A 21737-nucleotide genomic window follows, 5' to 3' on the forward strand; every position below is an offset into this window, starting at 1 on the left:
GCTTCGTTCCACACACAGGTCGGATATACGGTCGCAGTCGCACCCATTTGCCCTATCTCAACTCGCTCTTGCAAAACGGGAGGAGTCCATATACGGAATCCAGAAAATTCAACGAACTGGCCCCCGGCCTTCGCCGGGGTGACGACTATCTCGGTGTTTCCCTATCGGATGAGAAATGCGTCCCTTGATCGCGGCACCCAACCTCACACAGACATGAATACACTTCCCTCCTCCACCCCCGACGGTTCGCCACATCGCTGGAAGGTCCTCTGGGCCGGCTTCGTCGCCTATCTCTTCGACAGCTACGACCTGATGGTGCTGGCCATCGCCATGCCGGTTTTGCTGAAGGTTCTGGACATATCACTTCCCGATGGCGGCCTGCTCGGCTCGGCCACCGGCCTGGGCGCGATGCTCGGCAGCATCGTTTTCGGGCTGATCGCCGAGAATCGCGGCCGCCGTTTTTCACTGGTCCTCGCCCTCGTCTGGCTCGGCGTCGGCATGGGCGCCGTCTACCTCGTCGACACCTGGTCGTCTTGGATGGTCCTGCGTTTCCTGACCGGACTCGCCATCGGCGGCGTCTGGGGGCCGTGTTCGGCGCTCATCGCGGAACACTGGGCGCCGCATTGCCGCGCCCGCGCCGCGTCCTTCGTCTTCAGCAGTTTCGCGATCGGCGCGGTCGTCGCCTCGGTGGTGGGGCGCTGGCTCATCACCATCGACTGGCGCCTGGTGTTTGCCTTCGGCGCGGTATCGATCCCCTTCGCGCTGATCGTCCTGCGCCTGATTCCGCCAGATACCCGAGCAATCGAGAAGAAGAGCCAAACCGGACCGACCACGGTCGGCATCACGACAATTTTCTCCAACAATATGGCCCGGATCACCCTGCCGGCGACGCTGGTGAGCATCGTCAATCTTGCCGGCTACTGGGGCGCCGCCTTCTGGATTCCGACCTTCCTGACCAAGGAGCGGGGGCTGGACGTAACGACGATGCTGGGATTCTCGATCGTGATGTACGTCGGCATGTTCTTCGGCTTCCAGTTCTTCGGGTTGCTGGCGGACAAGATCGGGCGCCGCCGCGCGATGATGGCAGCCTTCGCGCTCTGCGCGGTCGCCATCGCCATCTACATCCTCGTGCAGAACCCGACCTTCCTGTTCTGGTGGGGCACCGTCGTCGGCTTCGCCCTCTGCGGTTCCGGCGGCATTCTCGGCGCCTACTACGCCGAACTGTTCCCCGAGCATGTACGCGCCTACGCCGGCGGATTCTGCTGGAACATGGGGCGCATCGGCGCGATCGCGGCCCCCTTCACCATCGGGGCAATCGGCAAAACCTACGGATTGCAGACCGGTCTGATGCTCACCTGCGGCATTTACCTCGTTGGCGCCATCATGTTGCTCCTGCTGCCGGAGACTTATTCCGGCAAGGAGCGGAGCGAGGCAGCCCGATGATGACCGTGCCCGGCACCGGGTGCCTCGGGAAAAGAATTCTGGTGGTCGGCGACGTCAACACCGGGAAGACAACCCTCTGCAAGCGCTGGCTGAGCGAACTCTGCCAGCAAGGGCTCGGCCCCCGGATCGCCCTGATCGACATGGCGCCGACCATCTCCCGCGAACTCGCCCTGAAACGCGGCATTGTCGGTGCCGGCGGCGAACTGCGGGCGCCGCCGGGAAGCGAGGTTCTCGACCTGCGTGCGCCACTTGAGCCGCCGCGACTGAGTTCAAATTCGGAAAGTGAGGCGCTTGAAAAGGCCGAGCGCAACGCGCAGCTCATCGAAGCGCTGATCTACCGGCTGGAACCGGCGCGAGACATCCTGTTCGTCAACGACGTCACGCTCTTCCTGCAAGCCAGAAGCGCGGCGAGCCTGATCGAGAGTGCCGGGTTCGACAGGAAAACGACGCTCGTCATCAACGGCTATCGCGGCGAACGGCTGGGCGGCGGGGCATTGACCCGGCACGAAACAGCGGCGATGAGCGAACTGGAGAAGGTATTTGCGGAACGTGGCGAGGTCGTCAAGCTGACGCATCGCTACGATTCAACGCCAAACTACGCATAGTCAGGCAAGACGAGTCGCTTGCCGCTGAAGACGGACCATGTTTCCGGTATTTCTTCGCTGTCACGGCGAATACCGGAAACATGGCCATAAGCAACTGATTTTACGTACCGTTTCCGGCGCAATTCAATTTCCTGTGATTTTTCCGGAAAGAAGCCATGAAGCCGATCGACAAACACCAGTTCATCGCATAAGGCTATGAGGGGATTAGTCGATATGCTATGACGCGACAGCAGCAACGATTCAATATGGACGAGAATGGAAGAAACCGACATATGGCGTTCTTTCAAGCCTGATCAATCAACTCAAGACCATGAACTCGATTTCTCAACAAGCTCAACAACGGACGGATTCGACACAAGTCCGCCGTTGGTTTTACGCGGACGAAATCAGTGACTTTCTCAACCGATCTCCTCAACACATAATTGGCTGTTTAAGTAGGGCGAGTGCAGGTGTCGAAACCACCCAACTCAATGCTTGGTCCGGGCAAATCACACTACTTCAAGAAGCGCTGCGCGGCCTCGACTCGTCAGGGCAGGTGTATTTCGAGTACATCATCCCGCGCCTTGGAAAACGCATCGATTGCGTCCTGCTCATCAAGCACGTCCTCTTTGTCCTTGAATTCAAGGTTGGAGAATCGGATTTCAACGCAGCTGCACTCGATCAGGTGTGGGACTACGCACTGGATTTGAAGAACTTTCACGAATCGAGCCACGAACTCCCGATCGCCCCTTTGCTGATCGCAACGGAAGCAGCGCCGATCGAAATCAAGCCACTTGGAACAATCCACGACGACCAGCTGCTCAGACCGGTTCGGGTTGGGCGTGGGCAGATTGCCAATGCGCTACGCGCCTGTTTGAGCGGATGGTATTTGCGCAGCGACATGGGAGGCGGGCCGCTACTTGCCTACCCCGACAATCGTAGAAGCTGCAAAAGCCCTCTATGCGGGTCATAGTGTTGAGCAGATTTCCCGAAACGATGCGGGCGCAAGGAATCTGTCCCGCACGTCAAAAGCGGTTGATCGGATCATTGCTGAGTCTCGCGCCTTGCGGCACAAGTCCATTTGTTTCGTAACGGGTGTTCCCGGCGCCGGAAAGACGCTGGTGGGGCTTGATGTGGCAAATCGGAACATGAACCCAGAGAGCGAGCTTTACAGCGTCTTCCTCTCGGGAAACGGTCCACTGGTAGCCGTGCTACGAGAAGCCTTGTCGCGTGATCTGGTGCAGAAATCCGCGGATGAAGGCAAGCCTATTCGCAAGGGTGAGGCGCGGGATCGTGTCGGCGCCTTCATTCAAAACGTTCATCATTTTCGTGATGACTGTCTGGCCGATGCAAATCGACCGCCGGTAGAACACGTTGCATTGTTCGACGAGGCGCAACGCGCTTGGAACCTTGAGCAAACACAGGCCTTTATGGCTCGCAAGAAGGGGCATGCCGATTTTGCGCAGTCGGAACCAGAATTCCTGATCTCATGCCTAGACCGCCACGTCGATTGGGCGGTCGTCGTATGTCTGGTTGGTGGTGGGCAGGAAATCAATACCGGCGAAGCAGGTATCGGCGAGTGGGTCGACGCGTTGATTCGTCAGTTTCGTGACTGGCACGTGCTTTTGTCTCCAAAACTGAGTGGCACGGAGTTTCGCGCATCGGAGGTGCTTGAAAAGCTGAAGCAATTGCCGCATGTCTCTCTGAGCGAAGACTTACATCTTACGACCTCGATGCGTTCTTTCCGAGCCGAAACGCTCAGCGATTTCGTGAAGCTTGTCTTGGACATGGAACACGAGTCCGCCCGTTCAGCATTTCAACACTTGCGCTCCCGATATCCGATCGTGCTGACGCGTAGTGTTGCGCGGGCCAAACGCTGGCTACGCGAGCAGGCCCGTGGGTCTGAGCGATTCGGGATGGTGGTCTCATCACAGGCTTTGCGTCTCAAACCACATGCCATCGACGTGCGCTCTGAAGTCAATCCAGTGCACTGGTTCCTTCATGACAAGGATGATGTTCGCTCCAGCTATTACCTCGAAGACGTTGCCACCGAGTTTCAAGTTCAGGGCCTGGAACTCGATTGGGTCGGCGTTGTGTGGGATGCCGATCTACGCTACTCGAAAGGCGGGTGGCGCCACCATTCATTTGTCGGCACTCGCTGGCAAAATGTCAAGGCGACCGATCGAAAACGCTACCTGGAAAATGCATATCGCGTCTTGTTGACGCGCGCTCGTCAAGGCATGGTCATCGTCGTACCCGAGGGTGACGGTGAAGATCCAACACGCGCTGACGCGCTTTACGATCCAACTTATACCTACCTCCGCTCGTTAGGGCTGCCCATTCTGGAGGTCGCTGAATAGCCGTAACGCGGTTGAAAGTTACCAAGCAAGCTTCCTCAATTCCCGGCTTCACTCCTCGCCTTCCGAAAGCCCGTTCCATGCCCATCCTCCTGAAAGACGTTCTGACCGCCCTGACCGTGCCCGACCTGAAGGATCTGGCGAGCCACCTGCCGGGCGAGAAGCCGACGCGCAAGAATGAGATCGTCGACTTCATCGTCGCGCAGTTGCTCGGGCCGGAGGTAAAAGCGATCTGGGCCGGGCTGGACGAGTTGCAGCGGCAGGCGGTCGCCGAGTGCGTGCATCACCCGCGCGGGTCGTATTCGAAGGAACAGTTTCGCGCGAAGTACGGCGCCGAGCCGGCGTTCAGACTCACCGGCGTCAAGTCGCACCAATACTCCGGCGAGCGCTTGTCGGCGCTCGGCCTGTTCATCCACTACGCACGCGAGATCAACGGCTCGCTGGTGCCGGATGACCTGCGCGCACGGTTGAAGCAGTTCGCTCCGGCGACGCCGTCGGTTGCCATGTGCGGCATCGACGCCTTGCCCGAAGAAGACGGGTTGACACTCCGTCTCGGCGAACCGGACGCCTTGCGCGAGCTGGCGGTGATGTTGAGCACGATCGAGCAGACGCGCATTCAGGTGAGCGAGAAGACGGCGCTACCCGGGACGGCGAGCTTGCGCGCGCTGATGGCGGCGCTGCCCGGCGGCGACTTTTACCCGTGGGTCGAGAAGAAGCGCAAGTGGGATCAGGAAATCGGCCCGATCCGCGCCTTTGCCTGGCCCTTGCTGCTGCAGGCCGGCGGCCTCGCGGCGCGTAACGGTAGCCGGCTGGCGCTGACACCGGCAGGCATCAAGGCACTCTCCGCGTCGGCGGCGGACGTGTTGCGCGGGCTGTGGCGCAAGTGGCTGAAGACGACAGGCTTCGACGAGTTCAGCCGGGTCGACGCGATCAAGGGACAAGGCGGCAAAGGGCGCGTGATGACCGCCGTGGCGGGCCGACGCGCGGTCATCGAGGAAGCGCTGCGGCATTGCCCGGTCGGCGGCTGGCTGGCCGTCGACGAGTTCTCGCGCTACATGCGCGCCGCCGGGTTGGAGTTTTCGGTGACGCACGATCCGTGGGCGCTTTACGTGTGCAGCCGCGACTACGGTGCCCTGGGCTACGAAGGCTACGGCGGCTGGAACATCCTGCAGGACCGCTACATCTTCGCCCTGCTCATGGAGTACGCGGCGACGCTGGGCATCGTTGATGTCGCCTTCCGCGGTCCGGAAGACGCCCGGCGCGACTTTCGCGGCATGTGGGGTACCGACGACCTGAGCTGCCTGAGCCGCTACGACGGCCTGCGCTACATCCGGCTGACGCCGCTCGGCGCCTACATTCTCGGGCTGGCGGACGCGTATCGGCCGGCAGAAACCAGGCCGTCGGCCACCCTGTCTGTGTTGCCGAGCCTGCGCGTCAACGTTGTCGGCGGCACGCTCAATCCCGAGGAATCGCTGCTGCTCGAACGCTGGGCCGAGCCGGCCCAGCCGGGCTGCTGGCTGCTCGATCGCGGCCGGGCGCTGGCAGCGGTCGAGAAGGGTTTCGACATCGACGAGCTGCAGCGCTTCCTCACCGCTCGCGACGACATGCCGCTGCCTGACCCCGTGGAATCGTTCATCCGCCAGTGCGCGAAGAACGGTCGGGCGCTGAAGCTTGCCGGCAGCGCCGTGCTGATCGAGTGCCGCGACGCCGAAGTCGCCGAGGCGATCGCGGGGCACAAGGAAACGGCCGCGCTGTGCAAGTCGGCCGGCGGCAAGACGCTGGTCGTGCGCAGCGAACAGCTGGAAAAATTCGGCGAACGGGTGCGCCTGCTGGGGTTTGGCATGGCGGTCTGACTGCTAGAATCCCCGCTTTGCCCTGCAACCACGGAAACGCCATGCACCCCGACTACCTCGAAAAGATCCTCACCGCGCAGGTTTACGACGTCGCCGTGGAATCGCCGCTGGAAATTGCGCCGGGGCTGTCGGCACGGACCGGAAACACGGTGCTGATCAAGCGCGAGGACATGCAGCCGGTGTTCTCGTTCAAGCTGCGCGGGGCGTACAACAAGATCGCCAGGCTGTCGCCGGAGCGCCTGAAGCGCGGGGTGATCTGCGCTTCGGCGGGCAATCACGCGCAGGGCGTGGCGCTGGCGGCGGCGAAGATCGGCTGCCGGGCGGTGATCGTGATGCCGACGACGACGCCGGCGATCAAGGTCGATGCGGTACGGAATCGCGGCGGCGAGGTGGTGCTGGCCGGGGATTCGTTCGACGAAGCCTACGCGCACGCGCTGGAACTGGAAAAGGCCGAAAAGCTGACCTTCGTGCATCCGTTCGACGACCCGGAGGTGATCGCCGGACAGGGCACGATCGGCATGGAGATCCTTCGCCAGCACACCAAACCGATCCACGCGGTGTTCTGCGCGATCGGCGGCGGCGGGCTGATTTCCGGGGTGGCGGCGTACATCAAGCGCCTGCGCCCTGAAACCAAGATCATCGGCGTCGAGGCCGTCGATTCGGACGCCATGGCGCAGTCGCTGGCGGCCGGCAAGCGCGTGCGGCTGAAGCAGGTCGGGCTGTTCGCCGACGGCGCGGCGGTGAAGTACGTCGGCGAGGAGACCTTCCGCCTGTGCCAGCAATACGTGGACGAGATGGTGCTGGTCGATACCGACGCGATCTGCGCGGCGATCAAGGACGTCTTCGAGGACACCCGCGCGGTGCTGGAGCCGGCCGGCGCGCTGGCCGTGGCCGGGGCCAAGGCCTACGCGGCGAAGCACCGGATCAGGGACAGGACGCTGGTGGCGGTGGCCTCCGGCGCCAACATCAACTTCGACCGCCTGCGCTTCGTCGCCGAGCGCGCCGAGGTCGGCGAGCAGCGCGAGGCGGTGCTGGCGGTGACGCTGCCGGAAAAGCCCGGGTCGTACAAGAAATTCGTCGCGCTGATCGGCAAGCGCAACATCACCGAGTTCAACTACCGCTACAACGATCCGAAGGAGGCGCAGGTCTTCGTCGGCGTGCAGGTCGCCTCGCGCGCCGAGTCGCTGAAGCTGGTCGAGCAGTTGCACAAGCACGGCTACGCCGCGCTCGACCTGACCGACGACGAGATGGCCAAGGCGCACATCCGCCACCTCGTCGGCGGGCACGCGCCGCAGGTCGACAACGAGATCATCTACCGCTTCGAGTTTCCCGAGCGGCCGGGCGCGCTGATGAACTTCCTCAACCAGATGAGCTCCGGCTGGAACATCAGCCTGTTCCACTACCGCAACCACGGGGCGGACTACGGCCGCGTGCTGGTCGGCATGCAGGTGCCGCCCGAGGAGATGAAGCAGTTCAAGGAATTCCTCAAGAACCTCGGCTACGCCCACTGGAACGAAACAGGCAACAAGGCCTGCAAGCTGTTCCTCGGGTGATAGGCCCGCTGGTTATATCGTCGTGACGAAACGGTCTTTCGTCACGACGCGCGCGGTGTTCAGATTCCGCCTTTTTTGCCGTAATAGTCAGATAACCCCTGGAGGGAAGGATGCCCCTGAAAATCGCCAATAGCGTTACGGAACTGATCGGCAACACGCCGCTGGTCCGACTCAACCGCCTCACCGCCGGAATCGACGGCACGGTCGCGGTCAAGCTCGAATTCTGCAATCCGGCGCACAGCGTCAAGGATCGCATCGCCGCGGCGATGATCGATGCGGCAATGGCCGCCGGCAAGATCAGCACGGAGTCGATCGTGCTGGAGCCGACCTCCGGCAACACCGGCATCGGTCTGGCGATGGTCTGCGCCGCGCGCGGAATCAAGTGCTGTTTCGTGATGCCCGAGACGATGAGCCGCGAGCGCCGCCTGCTGCTCAAGGCCTACGGCGCCGAACTGGTGCTGACGCCGGGCGCCGAAGGCATGGCCGGGGCGATCAGCCGGGCCGAAGAAATGGCCGCGGCGGATAGCCGCTATTTCATCCCGCAGCAGTTCGAGAATCCGGCGAATCCGGCGATTCACCGCAACACCACCGCCGAGGAAATCTGGCGCGATACCGACGGACAGGTCGATATCTTCGTCGCCGGCGTCGGCACGGGGGGAACGATCACCGGCGTCGGCGAGGCGCTCAAGGCCCGCAAGCCCGGCGTCAAGGTCATCGCCGTCGAGCCCGATGCCTCGCCGGTACTCTCCGGCGGCGAGAAGGGGCCGCACCCGATCCAGGGCATCGGCGCCGGCTTCGTGCCGAAGGTGCTGAATGTCGCGATCTACGACGAAATCGTGCGCGTGACGGCCGACGACGCGTTCGCCACGGCACGGCGTCTGGCGACCGAGGAAGGCATCCTCGCCGGCATCTCGTCGGGCGCCGCCGTCTGGGCGGCATTGACGGTGGCGGCGCGGCCGGAGAACGCCGGCAAGCTCACCGTAGCCATCGTTCCCTCTTTCGGCGAACGCTATCTGTCGACGCAACTCTACGCGCACCTCGATGCCTGACCGGAACGATGTGAATGGACTTTGATTTCACCCGGGTTATCGACCGCCGCGACGGCGATTCACTCAAATGGAACAAGTACGCCGGCCAGGACGTGTTGCCGCTGTGGGTGGCCGACATGGATTTCGCCGCGCCGCCGGCGGTCCTGGCCGCACTCGAACGGCGGCTGGCGCAGGGCATCCTGGGCTACGGCGAGCCGTGGCCGGAGTTGGTCGAGGCCGCGCGCGGTTACCTGCAGCGGCGCTACGACTGGTCGGTCGATCCCGAGTGGCTGGTCTGGCTGCCGGGGCTGGTCACCGGCATCAACGTCGCCTGCCGCGCGGTCGATGGCGGGGTACTCAGCGCGATTCCGGTCTATCCGCCGTTCATGTCGGCACCGCACTACGCCGCCAAGTCACTGGTGAAGGTTCCGCTGGTGCTGGCGGACGGCCGCTGGCGCTGGGATTTCCAACAACTCGAAGCGGCGATCACCCCGGAAACACGCCTGTTGCTGCTGTGCCACCCGCACAACCCGGTCGGGCGTGCATGGGAGGATGAGGAACTGGCGGCGCTGGCCGAATTCTGCCAGCGGCACGACCTGATCGTCTGCTCGGACGAGATCCATTGCGACCTGATTCTCGACCGCGATCGACCGCACCGGCCGTTCGCCCGACTCGACGGCATGGATGCGCGCACGATCACCCTGATGGCGCCGTCGAAGACGTTCAACATCCCCGGCCTCGGCTGTTCGCTGGCGATCATCGCCGACCCGGTACTGCGGCGCGCCTTCACCGGGGTGATGCGCGGCATCGTGCCGCATCCGAACGTGCTCGGCATGGTCGCCGCCGAAGCGGCGTGGAACGATGACGATGCCTGGCGCGACGGCCTGCTCGACGTCCTGCGCAGCAATCACACGCGGATCCAGGCCACCGTCGCAGCGATTCCCGGCGTGTCGATGACGCCGGTGGAAGCCACGTATCTGGCCTGGATCGACGCGCGCGGCCTCGGCGTGCCGTCGCCGGCACGCTTCTTCGAGGAGGCCGGCGTTGGTCTGTCCGACGGCGCGGAGTTCGGCTTGCCCGGCTGGGTGCGGCTCAACTTCGGCTGCCCGCCGGCGACGCTGGAGGCGGCGCTGACGCGCATGACGAACGCCTGTGGAAAGCTGGCGGTACCGGCTATGCTGAAGTAATGCTGACTCGGTGGCCTTTCCTGTCCGGATGAAGTTCTTTCGCCTGATCCTGTCGCGCCTGCTTTCCTGGCGGGCCGCCCCTTATGCCGTGGCGCTGCTCGGGCTGCTCGCCACGGCCGGGCTGGTCTACGAGGTGGCGAGCAACGACAAGACCCATCTGGCGCAGCGTTTCGAGAGTGCCGCGGGCGCGCGCGCCGAGTCGATCATCCGCCCGTTCGAAAACCAGATGGCGATGGTCGCGGTGCTGCAGCGCGCGTTCCACTCGGTCGGCGAACTCGACGAGCAGACGTTCGAGCAGATTCTCGGCCCCTTGAGCTGGACTCCCGGCCTGCGCGGATTCGCCTGGGCGCCGCGGGTCGAGGCGGCCGATCGGGAAGCGTTCGAAGCACAGGGCAGAAAGCGTTGGGGAGACACGTTCGCCATCAGCACGCTGGGCACGGGAGGGATCATGCAACCCGCGCCGGAGCGCGACGCTTACTACCCGGTGCAATACCAGAGCCCGCTCGTGTCGCGGCGCCCGGTTCTTGGCCTCGATGTCTATTCACTGGACGAACGCGCGCCCTTGATCGATCAGGCGATCAAGACAGGAAGCGTGTTATCCACGAGACTCATTTCCTCTGCCGTGAGCGACCCGGACGAGCGCAAGGTGGTCATGTTCGTTGCGCCGGTGTTCCGTGGTAGCAGCGTTCCCCAGCTACCCGACGAGCGGAGCCGGAGCATCGCCGGTGTCCTGCTCGCGTCGATGGACATGGGGGCGTTGTTCGGGATGGCAGCGGCACTGGGCGACGAGGGACTGCACGTGACGCTGAGCGATTTCGCCGAGCCGGGCAAGGCCATTCAGCGCTGGCCCGCCCATCCGTCAGCGAGCATCCCCGCCACGGAGCTGCCGGCATACAACCGCAACTTCGTCCTTGCCGGTCACTTGTGGACCATTCGTGTCGAGGCCGGTACAGCCTGGCTGAAAGCCAACCGAACCAATCGCTGGGTCGTGTTCGGTGCGACGGGTGTCGCCCTGACCCTCCTGCTGACCTTCCTGGCGCACCGCCTGCTGGCGCGTCAGCGGCGGGCCGAGGCCTACGCCGGAAGCCTGTCGCTGGTCGTCGAACAGAATCCGGCGGCGATCGTGATTACCGATCTGGCGGGGCGCGTCGAGTACGTCAATGCGATGTTCCTGCAGACCTCGGGCTACACACGAGACGAGGTGATCGGGCGCGCGGACGCGCTCGGGGCCGCAGAGGCCGATCCGGCGGCCTATCGCGAAATGCACGAGGTAATCCGCACCGGCCAGGCCTGGCATGGCGAGCTGCCGAGCCGGCGGCAGGACGGCACCGTCTATTGGGAGCGCGTACATATCGCGCCGGTCCGCGATGCCGACGGCGCCATTACCAACGTCATGGCGGTCAAGGAGGACATCACCGAACTGCGTGAGCTGACCTCGCGCCTGCAGGAAAGCGAAGCCCGCTTCCGTGGCGCGATGACGGTAATGGCCGAGGGGCTGGCGGTGCTCTCGCCCGAGGGTTTCTGCCTTTTCGCCAACCGGGCGGTGGAACGGGTCCTTGGTTTCCCGCCGGGCGGACTGCAGGGGATCAACGCGCGGGATCTGCCGTTGCAGTTCCTCAATAACGATGCGTGTGAGATTCTGAGTCCGTTCGACGATGCTGCCCTGATGCAATCGCTGTGCCGCGACCGCGAGATCCGCAACCGGGTTTTCGGCCTGCGTGCCGGCGAGGGCGCCCTCCGCTGGCTGGAAGTCAGCACCTCGCCATTGCAGGTCGAGGACGGCAAGACGCCGCGGGTGGTGATGACCTTCTCGGACATCACCGAACGCCGCCTTGCCGACGAAAAAGCCCGGCTGGCCTTCGAGGCCATCCGGCACAGCGGCGAGGGCATTCTGGTGACCGACGCGGAGCACCGCATCGTCTCGGTCAACCCGGCCTTCGAGTCGGTAACCGGCTACACCGCCGACGAAGTGGTCGGCAACACGCCGGCGCTGTTTTCCTCGACGCACCAGGACGACAGTTTCTTCGCCACGATGCGGGCGACCCTCGAACGTACCGGATACTGGCAGGGCGAGGTATGGAACCGGCGCAAGAATGGCGAACTGTATCCCGAATGGCTCGGCGTCTCGTCGGTGCGCGAGGCCAGCGGTTCGGCCAAATACTATGTGTACATCTTCTCGGACATGACCGAACGCAAGGCGGCGCAGGCGCGCATCGAATTCCTCGCGCACCACGATCCGCTGACCGAACTGCCGAACCGCCTGCTGCTGCGCGACCGCATGGCGCAGGCCATGGCCCTGGCGGCGCGCTCGCAGAGCCGGGTGGCCCTGCTGTTCCTTGATCTCGACCGCTTCAAGAAGATCAACGACTCGCTCGGCCACCCGGTCGGCGACGCGTTGCTCAAGGCCGTCGTCGAGCGCCTGAAGGGCTGCGTGCGCGAGTCCGACACGATCAGCCGGCAGGGCGGCGACGAGTTCCTCATTGTGCTCAACGAGGTGCGCGACACCGATGCCGTGGCGCGCGTCGCCGACAAGATCCAGCAGCGCATGGGGCAGCCGTTCCACGTCGGAGAACACAACCTGATGACGTCGTTCTCGATCGGCGTGGCGATCTTCCCCGACGACGGCAACGATTTCGACACGCTGCTGCAGAAGGCCGACACGGCGATGTACCACGCCAAGGAAGCCGGTCGCAACAGCCACCGCTTCTTCACCGAGCAGATGAATCTGCTGGTCGTCGAGCACCTGACGCTGGAAACGCAGTTGCGGCGGGCGCTGGACAACAAAGAGTTCGTCCTGCACTACCAGCCGCAACTCGATTTGCAGGAGCGGACCATCGTCGGCGTCGAGGCGCTGGTACGCTGGAACAATCCGGAGAGCGGGCTGGTGCCGCCGGGCAAGTTCATCCCGGTCGCCGAGGATTCGGGCCTGATCGTGCAGATCGGCGCCTGGGTGCTGCGCGAGGCCTGCCGGCAGGCCCGTGCCTGGCAGGACGCCGGATTGCCGCCGTTCGTCATGGCAGTCAATCTCTCGGCGATCCAGTTCAAGCGGCTCGACCTCGTCAATACAGTGATCGATGCGCTGGTGCTCTCCGACCTCGACTCACAGTGGCTGGAACTCGAACTGACCGAATCGATCCTGCTGCAGGACGCCGAAGCCACGCTCGATACGGTGCATCGCCTGAAGGCGCTGGGGGTGAAGCTGTCGGTGGACGATTTCGGCACCGGTTACTCCAGCCTCGCCTACCTCAAGCGCTTCGCCGTCGACAAGCTGAAGATCGACCAGTCATTCGTCCGCGACCTGTCGTCGGACCCGGACGACGCGGCGATCGTCCGCGCGATCATTCAGATGGCCCACAGCCTGAAACTGCGAACCATCGCCGAAGGCGTGGAAGACGAGAACCTGTGCAACCTGCTGCAACTGTTCCGCTGTGACGAAGTCCAGGGTTATTGGCTTTCCCAGCCGCTGCCGGCGGACGAACTGGAAAGCTTCGTGCGCAGTTTTGGCGGCGAGGTTGCAGGAAGCTGAGATTCGCGGCTGAAATCATTTGCAACAGACTTTCGCCCCAGCGAAATTCTTTGCAACCGGGGGTGGCGTGACAATGGCTGTACTCATCATTTGTCATTTTTACGGCCATGAAACGCTCTCTCCTTCCTCTATTCCTTGTCATAGTCGCGCTCTGGGCAGTACTGCAGCCCAGCGGCATCCTGACCTTTTCCACCGCCTTTTTCCCCTTGCGCTCGGCGTACACCGTGCTGACCGGAGCCCTGGCCCTCAGCTGGATGGGCCTCTGCATGCTGCTGGCGCTGCGCCCGGCATGGCTGGAGCGGAGTCTTGGCGGTCTCGACAAGCTGTACTACGTCCATAAATGGACCGGCATCGCCGCGGTGCTGATGGTCGTCGTGCACTGGCTGCTGATTCTCTCGCCCCGGACGCTCATCTCGTGGGGCTGGGTCGAGGCGGCTTCGCGACAACGTGGCCCGCATGGCGGCGGCTTCTCGCTGGTCGGTCAGGCCAAGGAAATGGGTGAATGGGCGGCGTGGGGCCTGATTGCGCTTGGTATCGTCTCGCTGCTGCGCTTCGTCCCGTATAACTGGTTCCGCAAGTTGCACAAGGGCTTCCCGGTCATGTTCCTGCTCGGCGCCTACCATAGCGTCATCATGTTGTGGAAAGACAAGCTGCTGGCGACGCCGTTCGGTATCGTCCTGACGGCGATCTGTGTCGCCGGTTGCGTAATCGCGGTGATTTCTCTGCGAGGGATGATCGGGGCCTCGCGCCGCCACAGCGGCCGGATTACGCGGGCAGCGGTCGGCGAATCCGGTGTTTTCGAATTGGCCATCGCCCCCGGAGCCGACTGGCCCGGCCATACCGCAGGACAGTTCGCCCTGCTGACGCTGGAAAACGACGAAGGCCCGCACCCGTTTTCCATCGTCTCGGAATGGAAGCCCGGAGCCGAACTGGCCTTCGCCATCAAGCCGCTCGGCGACTACACGCGCGCCTTGCCGGGGCGGGTCAAGGTCGGTGATGCGGTCAGCCTCGAAGGACCCTATGGCCGTTTCGATTTCGGTGACGTTACCGAAGACCAGGTCTGGGTGGCAGGCGGCGTGGGGGTCGCGCCCTTCATGGCCCGGCTCGAAATGCTGGCACAGCAGGGCGGGGCGAACGGAAAGGTTCATCTTTTCTACAGCGCTCGCAACGCCAAGGATGTGGCGTATCCGGCCGGGCTGGAGGAACTGTGCCGCAAGGCGGGCGTGCAACTGCACCGGCGCGTGACCAGTCGTGACGGGCGCTTCTCCGCCGCCGACATCGGCCAGTGTGTCAGCAAGACAGGCAGCGTCTGGTTCTGTGGCCCGACGCGCTGGGGGCGGACTCTGCAAACGGTGCTGGAGCGCGATTTCGGCCTCAACGCGGGACGCTTCCACCGCGAACTGTTCGAGTTCCGCTGAGTCGTTGCGGCCTCAGGTAAAGGTCATCACCCCGGCTTCGGTGACGATCGCGTCGAGCGGTTCGTCGTGCGCTTCGGGGTGAATTGTCTCGACGCGGTTCAGTTCGAAGCCGACGCCGATGGCGAGCGGCCGGGGATGCAGAGAGGAAAGCGTCCGGTCGAAGAAGCCGCCGCCGTAGCCAAGCCGGTAGCCGGCCGAGTCGAAGGCCACCAGCGGAATCAGCAGCGCCTGCGGCTGGATGAAATCGCCGGCGGCCGGGGTGGGGATGCCGTAGCGGTCTTCGCTCATTGGGGTCTCCGGCGTCCAAGCGCGGAAAGACAGCGGACTGTTCGCGGCGACGACCACCGGCAGCAGCGCGGCGAACGACGGGTGCCCCTCGGCGTGCCAGTGGGCGAACAGCGGACGCAGGTCGGGCTCGTTCTTCATCGGCCAGCAGAAACCGACACGCAGCGCCGCCAGCTGCGGGAAGTGTCGGTGCAGATGGCGACGGATCGCCTCGGCGTCGTGCCCGCATTCGTGCTTGCTCAGCGCCATTCGCCGGGCGATGGCGTCTCGCCGCAGCTCTTTGCGCCAGGCGCTGTGGCGGGCGGGTCCGGGGGCAGTTTCAGGCGTTCTGTCGACGCTCATGTGGTATGCTGAAAGCCAGTATTCACGGGTTTTTCAGCTTATCATGAAGTTCCGCGCCACCGCCCTCCTGCTCGTCTTTTCCGCCCTCCTTTCCCCGCTCGCCGGTGCCGCTCCCGGCGACGATCTGATCCTGTCCGCGCGTGATGCCACCCGCTCCGGCGATCGCCTGCGCCTCGAGCGCATCGGCGGTCTGGTGCAGGGGCATCTGCTGGCGTCGTACATCGATTACTGGCGACTGCAGCTCGAACTGAAGAACGATGTCGATCCGGCGCGGGTGCGCTCCTTCCTCGACGACAACCGCGGTAGCTATCTGGCCGAGAAGATGCGCGGCGAGTGGCTGAAACAACTCGGCAAGCAGCAACAGTGGGCACTGTTCGACGCCGAGTTTCCGGCCCTGCTCCAGCCCGATCAGGAACTGCAGTGCTATGCCCTGCAAAGCCGCCGGCTGCGCGGCGATGCGACGATGCTCGATGACGCCATGCCGCTGTGGCTGACGCTTGTCGACGCGCCCGAGGCATGCCACCCGGTGCTCGAAGCGCTGATTCTCGAGAAGCGCGTGCTGGCCGACGATGTGTGGGCGCGCATTCGTCGCCTCGTCGAAACCAACCGGCTGGCCGGCGCGCGTTATGCGATGAACTATCTGCCGCAGAGCCAGACCCCCAATGCCACGACGGCGAAGGCGGTGACCGATTCGCCTTTGAAATGGCTGGTCAAGACCAATCCCTCGGCCAGCCGCATGAATCGCGAACTCGCGGCGCTGGCGATCGCCCGCATCGCGCGCAACGATCCGCGCATGGCGGCCGAGCAACTGGAAAAGATCGAATCGCGCCTGCAGCCGGGAGAAAAGGGCTGGGCCTGGAGCCAGATCGGCTGGCAGGCCGCGCAACGGCACATGGTCGACGCGCTCGACTGGTACCTGAAGGCCGGCGAGGTGCCGATGTCCGACGAGGTGGTGCAATGGAAGGTGCGCGCCGCGTTGCGTGCGCAGGACTGGGGCGCGGTTCGCGCGGCCATCGAGAAGATGCCGCCGGCGCTGGCCGAACAACCGACCTGGACCTACTGGCTGGGGCGCGCCTACCGCGCCGGCGGACGGACGGAGGACGCCGACGCGCTGTTCGCCAGGGTGGCCGGGCAGCCGCATTTCTACGGCAATCTTGCCGACGAGGAACTCGGGCGGACGATCACGCCGCCTGCGCCGACGACACCGCCGACAGCGGCGGAAATTGCCGCCATCGAATCACGCACGGCCATCCAGCGCGCCCTGGCCCTGTTCGGCCTCGACCTGCGCACGGAAGGTGTCCGCGAATGGAACTGGGCCTTGCGCGGGATGACCGACCGCGAACTGCTCGCCGCCGCCGCGGTGGCCAACCGCGCCGGGGTCTACGACCGGGCGATCTCCGCCGCCGATCGCACCCGCGACGAGCACGACTACACGCTGCGCTACCTGTCGCCGTTCAGCGAGCAGGTGCGCCCGGCGGCCCGTACCCAGTCGCTCGACGACGCGTGGGTCTATGGCCTGATGCGCCAGGAGAGCCGCTTCGTCACCAACGCCCGCTCGTCGGCCGGCGCCTCCGGCCTGATGCAGCTGATGCCGGCGACGGCCCGCTGGGTAGCCAAGAAGATCGGCCTGACGGACTACCATCACGGCCAGGTCAATGACACCGAAACCAACCTGCTGCTCGGCACCAGCTACATGCGCATGGTCATGGAAGGCCTCGACAACAGCCCGGTGCTCGCTTCGGCGGGTTACAACGCCGGCCCCGGACGAGCGCGCAAGTGGATGGGCGAACGCCCGCTCGAAGGCGCGGTCTACGCCGAGACGATCCCGTTCAACGAAACGCGCGACTACGTCAAGAAGGTGATGAGCAACGCGGTCTATTACTCGGTGCTGTTCAACGGCCGGCCGGAATCGCTGAAGGAGCGGCTCGGGATCATCGGCCCGCGCGCAACACCGAAGGCCGAGGAGTTGCCGTAGTCACGCAAGAGCATCCGGCACACGCCGGGGGAGGTGGCGCATGATGCACGCAAAGGTGGTGATTTTCGGGGGAAGCGGCTTTGTCGGCAGCTGCCTGGCCGGGCGGCTGGCGGCGCGGGGCGTGCAGGTAACGGTGCCGACGCACCGTCCGGAACGCCGCAAGTCGCTGACCTTGCTGCCCAACGTGCGTCTGCTTGCCTCTGACATTCATGATCCGCTGACCCTGAACGACCTGATCGGTGACGCAGACGCGGTGATCAACCTCGTCGGCATCCTGCACGACCGCGACGATACTGCGCCCTACGGCAAGCGGTTTGCCGCCGCACATGTCGAACTGCCGCGCCGGATCGTCGCCGCGATGAAGACGGCGGGCGTGAGCCGTCTGCTGCACATGAGCGCGCTGCGGGCCTCGCTCGAGGCGCCATCGGCCTACCTGCGCTCAAAGGCGGCGGGCGAAGCCGTCGTCCTCGACCCGGCCAACGGACTGGACGTCACGGTGTTCCGCCCGTCGGTCATCTTCGGGCCGGACGACGCCTTCCTGAACCTGTTCGCCGGCCTGCTCGCCGCCTTCCCGATCCTGCCGCTGGCCGGCGCCGACACCCGTTTCCAGCCGGTCTACGTCGGCGACGTTGCCGAGGCGTTCTGCGCTGCCCTGAGCAACGCCGAGACCATCGGCAGAATCTACGAACTGGGCGGCCCGGCCAGCTACCGTCTGCGCGAACTGGTCGCCTACGTCGGCCAGCTAACCGGCCATGCGCGGCCGGTCTGCGCGCTGCCCTGGTTTCTTGCCCGGCTGCAGGCCGGTATACTCGGCGCCCTGCCCAACCCGCCGATGTCCCCGGACAATCTGCGGTCCCTGCAGGTGGATAGCGTCACCGATGGCCTTCACGACTTTCCCGGCTGGCAGCCGCAGTCGCTGGAGGCGGTGGCGCCGACCTACCTGAAGCCTTTTGCTGCAAGGTCGCGCCTCGACGAACTGCGTCGTCATGCCGGGCGCTGACCGGATTTCTGGAGATTTTTCATCATGATGAAACTGGTCATCGGTACCCGCAATTATTCGTCGTGGAGCCTGCGTCCCTGGCTGGCCATGAAGCAGGCCGGCCTGCATTTCGAGGAAATCCTGATCCCGCTGCGCACCAGCGCGACCAAGGGCGAGATCCTCAAGTATTCGCCGTCGGGCAAGGTGCCCTGCCTGATCGACGGCGAGGTCGTCGTCTGGGATTCGCTGGCGATCTGCGAATACCTGGCCGAGAAAGTCTCGACGCTGCTGCCGTCGGAACGCAAGGCGCGGGCTTTCGCCCGTTCGATCTGCGCGGAGATGCACGCCGGTTTCCCGTCGCTGCGCGAGGGCATGCCGATGGACGTGCTCGCCTCCAAGCCGTTCGCCGAACCGACGCCGCAGGTTTCTGCCGACATCGCGCGCATCGTGGCGATCTGGGAAGAATGCCGGCAGACGTACGGACGCAAGGGGCCGTTCCTCTTCGGCCACTTCACCATCGCCGATGCGATGTACGCGCCGATCGTCTGGCGTTTCCTGACCTACCACGTCGAACTGCCCGAAGCATCGCGGCAATGGGTGGAGACCATGGCGGCGCTGCCGGCCATGCAGGAGTGGAAAGCCGGCGCGGAAGCCGAAAACAGCTGAGCGGCGCGCATCGATGCAAGTATTCACGGTCGGCGGTGCAGTGCGCGATGGCTTGCTCGGGCTGCCGGTGCAGGATCACGACTACGTGGTCGTCGGCGCGTCGCCGGACGAGATGCTGGCGCGCGGCTTTCGGCCGGTGGGCAAGGACTTTCCGGTGTTTCTGCACCCGAAAACGCACGAGGAGTACGCCCTCGCCCGCACCGAACGCAAGTCGGGACACGGCTACAAGGGGTTCTCTTTCCACGCCGCGCCGGACGTCACGCTGGAAGAGGATCTGGCCCGGCGCGACCTCACCATCAACGCCATCGCCCGCGCCGAAGACGGCACCCTGATCGATCCCTTTAATGGTGTTGCCGACATCGAGGCGCGCGTGCTGCGCCATGTCGGCCCTGCCTTTGTCGAGGACCCGGTACGCATCCTGCGCGTAGCGCGCTTTGCCGCCCGCTTCGCCGATTTTTCGATCGCCCCGGAAACGCTCGAGCTGATGTGCCGCATGGTCGACTGCGGCGAGGTCGATCATCTGGTCGCCGAACGCGTCTGGCAGGAGATGGCCAAGGGGCTGATGGAGCGCACACCGTCGCGGATGATCGCCGTGCTGCGCGACTGCGGCGCGCTGGCGCGCATCCTGCCCGCGCTCGACCGCCTGTTCGGCGTGCCGCAGCGGGCCGACTACCACCCGGAAATCGATACCGGCGTGCATGTGCTGATGGCGCTCGACCAAGCGGCCAAGGCCGGCTTCGCCCTGCCCGTGCGCTTCGCCGTGCTGCTGCACGATCTTGGCAAGGGCACGACGCCGCAGGAGGATCTGCCCCGGCATCCCGGCCACGAGGCGCGCAGCGTCGGACTCGTCGAAGAAGTGTGCGCTTACCTCAAGGCGCCCTGTGACTGCCGCGACCTCGCCCTGCTGGTCGCACGCTACCACGGCGACATCCGCCGCGGGCCGGAAATGCGTGCCGGAATCATCGTCCGCCTGCTCGAACGCACCGATGCGCTGCGCCGTCCGGAACGATTCCGGCAGTTGCTGCAGGCCTGCGATTGCGATTTCCACGGACGTCTCGGCTGGGAGGACAAGCCGGTACCGGCGCCCGACCTGTTCCTCTCGGCACTGGAAGCGATGCTTTCCGTCGACGCCGCGGCTATCGCGAGGAGTTGCGAGAACAAGGCGCAGATCCCCGAGCGCCTGCACGCCGCGCGCGTGAAGGCAGTCGCCGTGCGGCTCAACCGTCAGGAGTAACCGGACGGGTCAGAGAAGATAGCGCGCGAGCAGCGCCCCCGGCAGTTCGCGCGGCAGCGCAATCCACACGCGATGCCCGTTGCCGGGCGCGACGGATAGCTGATCTCCGGCGGCGTTCTCCATGCGCCCGATCATCAGGTCGAGGTTCCCCGTGGGATGAATGACTTCAAGCCGGTCGCCGACGGCAAAGCGGTTCTTCACGTCGATTTCCGCCATGCCGCGCGTGGCATCCCAGCCGATCACATCACCGACGTAGAGGCTGCGGCCGGACTCGGAATGGCCACGCAGGTAGTTCTGCATCTCGGATTCGTGGTGGCGCTGGTAGAAACCGTCGGTGTAGCCTCGGTTGGCCAGCCCTTCCAGTTCGCCGAGCAGGCGCGGGTCGAAGGGGCGGCCGGCGACGGCGTCGTCGATCGCCCGGCGATAGACCTGCACGGCGCGCGCGACGTAGTATGGCGACTTGGTGCGCCCCTCGATCTTCAGTGAATCGACGCCGATCTCCACGAGGCGCTGGACGTGCTCGACGGCGCGCAGGTCCTTGGAATTCATGATGTAGGTGCCGTGCTCGTCCTCCTCGACCGGCATCAGTTCGCCGGGACGTTCTTTCTCTTCGAGCAGCCAGACCTTTTGCGCAGGGTTCACGTCGCCGGTTGCGTCCTCGGTGGCTGGCTTGACCTTGTAGTCCCAGCGGCAGGAATTGGTACAGGTCCCCTGGTTCGAATCGCGCCGGTTGAAGTAGCCGGAGAGCAGGCAGCGCCCGGAGTAGGCGACGCACAACGCGCCGTGCACGAACACCTCCAGCTCGGTGTCAGGGCATTCCTGGCGGATCTCGGCGACTTCGTCGAGCGACAGTTCGCGCGACAGGATGATGCGCGTGACGCCGAGCTTCCGCCAGAAGCGCACGGCGGCGAAGTTGACGGTATTGGCCTGTACCGAAAGGTGGATCGGCATCTCCGGCCATTGCTCGCGCACGAGGTCGATCAATCCGGGGTCTGCCATGATCAGCGCGTCGGGCCGCAGCGCAACGACCGGCGCCATGTCGGCGAGGTAGGTGCGCACCTTGGCGTTGTGCGGCAGGACGTTACTGACCAGGTAGAAAAGCTTGTCATCGCCATGCGCTTCCGCGATGGCCTGGCCGAGCCGTTCAAGGCTGCCGAACTCGTTGTTGCGCACGCGCAGGCTGTAGCGCGGCTGGCCGGCATAGACGGCATCGGCACCGAAAGCGAAGGCGTTGCGCATCATCGCCAGCGAACCGGCGGGGGCGAGCAATTCAGGGGTAGGGCGGGCAGAGGAGACGGGCATGAAGC

The 21737-nt window shown here is 64.6% G+C and carries 17 protein-coding genes; 14 read left to right on the top strand and 3 right to left on the bottom strand.

Annotated features, from left to right (window positions below):
• Positions 1 to 213: 213 nt before the first annotated feature.
• Positions 214 to 1443: an MFS transporter gene (locus tag BO74_RS16090; protein ID WP_496443571.1), complete on the top strand. Its 1230-nt coding sequence runs from the start codon at positions 214 to 216 to the stop codon at positions 1441 to 1443.
• Positions 1440 to 2048, top strand: coding sequence for a hypothetical protein (locus tag BO74_RS16095; protein WP_496443573.1), 609 nt, complete (start codon positions 1440 to 1442; stop codon positions 2046 to 2048). The genes BO74_RS16090 and BO74_RS16095 overlap by 4 nt, the downstream gene beginning before the upstream one ends.
• On the opposite strand, the gene BO74_RS16100 is transcribed toward BO74_RS16095, so the two are convergent.
• On the bottom strand, positions 2039 to 2335 hold the full coding sequence (locus BO74_RS16100; protein ID WP_496443575.1) for a hypothetical protein: 297 nt from the start codon (positions 2333 to 2335) through the stop codon (positions 2039 to 2041). The two genes, BO74_RS16095 and BO74_RS16100, sit on opposite strands and share 10 nt — an antisense overlap.
• Positions 2336 to 2358: 23 nt before the next feature.
• Here BO74_RS16100 and BO74_RS16105 point away from each other — a divergent pair, with 23 nt between their 5' ends.
• The 8 genes from BO74_RS16105 (at position 2359) to BO74_RS16140 (ending at position 14949) form a co-directional block, all read left to right on the top strand.
• Entirely contained in the window at positions 2359 to 3000 is a 642-nt protein-coding gene (locus tag BO74_RS16105; protein ID WP_496443577.1) for a hypothetical protein, read from the top strand.
• Entirely contained in the window at positions 2948 to 4387 is a 1440-nt protein-coding gene (locus BO74_RS16110; RefSeq protein ID WP_496443579.1) for a DUF2075 domain-containing protein, read from the top strand. Before BO74_RS16105 ends, BO74_RS16110 begins: the two co-directional genes overlap by 53 nt.
• Before the next feature lie 77 nt (positions 4388 to 4464).
• The gene (locus BO74_RS16115; RefSeq protein WP_496443581.1) at positions 4465 to 6237 is read left to right on the top strand and encodes a hypothetical protein; all 1773 of its coding nucleotides are present in this window, start codon (positions 4465 to 4467) and stop codon (positions 6235 to 6237) included.
• Between the two features lie 41 nt (positions 6238 to 6278).
• Positions 6279 to 7790 carry a threonine ammonia-lyase, biosynthetic gene (gene ilvA / locus BO74_RS16120; RefSeq protein WP_496443583.1) on the top strand — a complete coding sequence of 504 codons (1512 nt, stop codon included), beginning with the start codon at positions 6279 to 6281 and terminating at the stop codon, positions 7788 to 7790.
• 110 nt (positions 7791 to 7900) lie between these two features.
• Positions 7901 to 8839, top strand: a complete 939-nt coding sequence (cysK, locus tag BO74_RS16125) for a cysteine synthase A (protein ID WP_496443585.1) — start codon at positions 7901 to 7903, stop codon at positions 8837 to 8839.
• 14 nt (positions 8840 to 8853) lie between these two features.
• The gene (locus BO74_RS16130) at positions 8854 to 10005 is read left to right on the top strand and encodes a MalY/PatB family protein (protein WP_496443587.1); all 1152 of its coding nucleotides are present in this window, start codon (positions 8854 to 8856) and stop codon (positions 10003 to 10005) included.
• Positions 10006 to 10033: 28 nt separating this feature from the next.
• Entirely contained in the window at positions 10034 to 13531 is a 3498-nt protein-coding gene (locus tag BO74_RS16135) for an EAL domain-containing protein (RefSeq protein ID WP_496443589.1), read from the top strand.
• A gap of 107 nt (positions 13532 to 13638) precedes the next feature.
• A complete protein-coding gene (locus BO74_RS16140) occupies positions 13639 to 14949 on the top strand; it encodes a ferredoxin reductase family protein (protein ID WP_496443591.1) in 1311 nt (436 codons plus the stop codon).
• Positions 14950 to 14961: 12 nt separating this feature from the next.
• On the opposite strand, the gene BO74_RS16145 is transcribed toward BO74_RS16140, so the two are convergent.
• Positions 14962 to 15576, bottom strand: coding sequence for a 5-formyltetrahydrofolate cyclo-ligase (locus BO74_RS16145; RefSeq protein ID WP_496443593.1), 615 nt, complete (start codon positions 15574 to 15576; stop codon positions 14962 to 14964).
• A 43-nt stretch (positions 15577 to 15619) separates the two neighbouring features.
• Here BO74_RS16145 and BO74_RS16150 point away from each other — a divergent pair, with 43 nt between their 5' ends.
• Genes BO74_RS16150 through BO74_RS16165 form a run of 4 tightly spaced genes read left to right on the top strand, consistent with a single transcriptional unit; the run spans position 15620 to position 20430 of the window.
• A complete protein-coding gene (locus BO74_RS16150) occupies positions 15620 to 17551 on the top strand; it encodes a lytic transglycosylase domain-containing protein (protein WP_496443595.1) in 1932 nt (643 codons plus the stop codon).
• 40 nt (positions 17552 to 17591) lie between these two features.
• Positions 17592 to 18551, top strand: a complete 960-nt coding sequence (locus tag BO74_RS16155) for a complex I NDUFA9 subunit family protein (protein ID WP_496443597.1) — start codon at positions 17592 to 17594, stop codon at positions 18549 to 18551.
• 27 nt (positions 18552 to 18578) lie between these two features.
• Positions 18579 to 19196: a glutathione S-transferase family protein gene (locus BO74_RS16160; RefSeq protein ID WP_496443619.1), complete on the top strand. Its 618-nt coding sequence runs from the start codon at positions 18579 to 18581 to the stop codon at positions 19194 to 19196.
• Between the two features lie 13 nt (positions 19197 to 19209).
• Positions 19210 to 20430, top strand: a complete 1221-nt coding sequence (locus BO74_RS16165; protein ID WP_496443599.1) for a multifunctional CCA addition/repair protein — start codon at positions 19210 to 19212, stop codon at positions 20428 to 20430.
• A 9-nt stretch (positions 20431 to 20439) separates the two neighbouring features.
• Here BO74_RS16165 and trhP read toward each other — a convergent pair whose 3' ends face one another.
• The gene (gene trhP / locus BO74_RS16170) at positions 20440 to 21732 is read right to left on the bottom strand and encodes a prephenate-dependent tRNA uridine(34) hydroxylase TrhP (protein WP_496443601.1); all 1293 of its coding nucleotides are present in this window, start codon (positions 21730 to 21732) and stop codon (positions 20440 to 20442) included.
• Between the last annotated feature and the right edge of the window lie 5 nt (positions 21733 to 21737).

The organism is Propionivibrio pelophilus DSM 12018, assembly GCF_059569095.1.

Excerpts from the sequence above, each read along its gene's own strand:
- BO74_RS16145 (WP_496443593.1), bottom strand. The coding sequence starts at position 15,576 with ATGAGCGTCGACAGAACGCCTGAAACTGCCCCCGGACCCGCCCGCCAC.
- BO74_RS16095 (WP_496443573.1), top strand. The coding sequence starts at position 1,440 with ATGATGACCGTGCCCGGCACCGGGTGCCTCGGGAAAAGAATTCTGGTG.
- BO74_RS16090 (WP_496443571.1), top strand. The coding sequence starts at position 214 with ATGAATACACTTCCCTCCTCCACCCCCGACGGTTCGCCACATCGCTGG.
- ilvA (WP_496443583.1), top strand. The coding sequence starts at position 6,279 with ATGCACCCCGACTACCTCGAAAAGATCCTCACCGCGCAGGTTTACGAC.
- BO74_RS16160 (WP_496443619.1), top strand. The coding sequence starts at position 18,579 with ATGAAACTGGTCATCGGTACCCGCAATTATTCGTCGTGGAGCCTGCGT.
- BO74_RS16115 (WP_496443581.1), top strand. The coding sequence starts at position 4,465 with ATGCCCATCCTCCTGAAAGACGTTCTGACCGCCCTGACCGTGCCCGAC.
- cysK (WP_496443585.1), top strand. The coding sequence starts at position 7,901 with ATGCCCCTGAAAATCGCCAATAGCGTTACGGAACTGATCGGCAACACG.
- BO74_RS16150 (WP_496443595.1), top strand. The coding sequence starts at position 15,620 with ATGAAGTTCCGCGCCACCGCCCTCCTGCTCGTCTTTTCCGCCCTCCTT.
- BO74_RS16130 (WP_496443587.1), top strand. The coding sequence starts at position 8,854 with ATGGACTTTGATTTCACCCGGGTTATCGACCGCCGCGACGGCGATTCA.
- BO74_RS16105 (WP_496443577.1), top strand. The coding sequence starts at position 2,359 with ATGAACTCGATTTCTCAACAAGCTCAACAACGGACGGATTCGACACAA.
- BO74_RS16155 (WP_496443597.1), top strand. The coding sequence starts at position 17,592 with ATGATGCACGCAAAGGTGGTGATTTTCGGGGGAAGCGGCTTTGTCGGC.
- trhP (WP_496443601.1), bottom strand. The coding sequence starts at position 21,732 with ATGCCCGTCTCCTCTGCCCGCCCTACCCCTGAATTGCTCGCCCCCGCC.
- BO74_RS16140 (WP_496443591.1), top strand. The coding sequence starts at position 13,639 with ATGAAACGCTCTCTCCTTCCTCTATTCCTTGTCATAGTCGCGCTCTGG.
- BO74_RS16135 (WP_496443589.1), top strand. The coding sequence starts at position 10,034 with ATGAAGTTCTTTCGCCTGATCCTGTCGCGCCTGCTTTCCTGGCGGGCC.
- BO74_RS16165 (WP_496443599.1), top strand. The coding sequence starts at position 19,210 with ATGCAAGTATTCACGGTCGGCGGTGCAGTGCGCGATGGCTTGCTCGGG.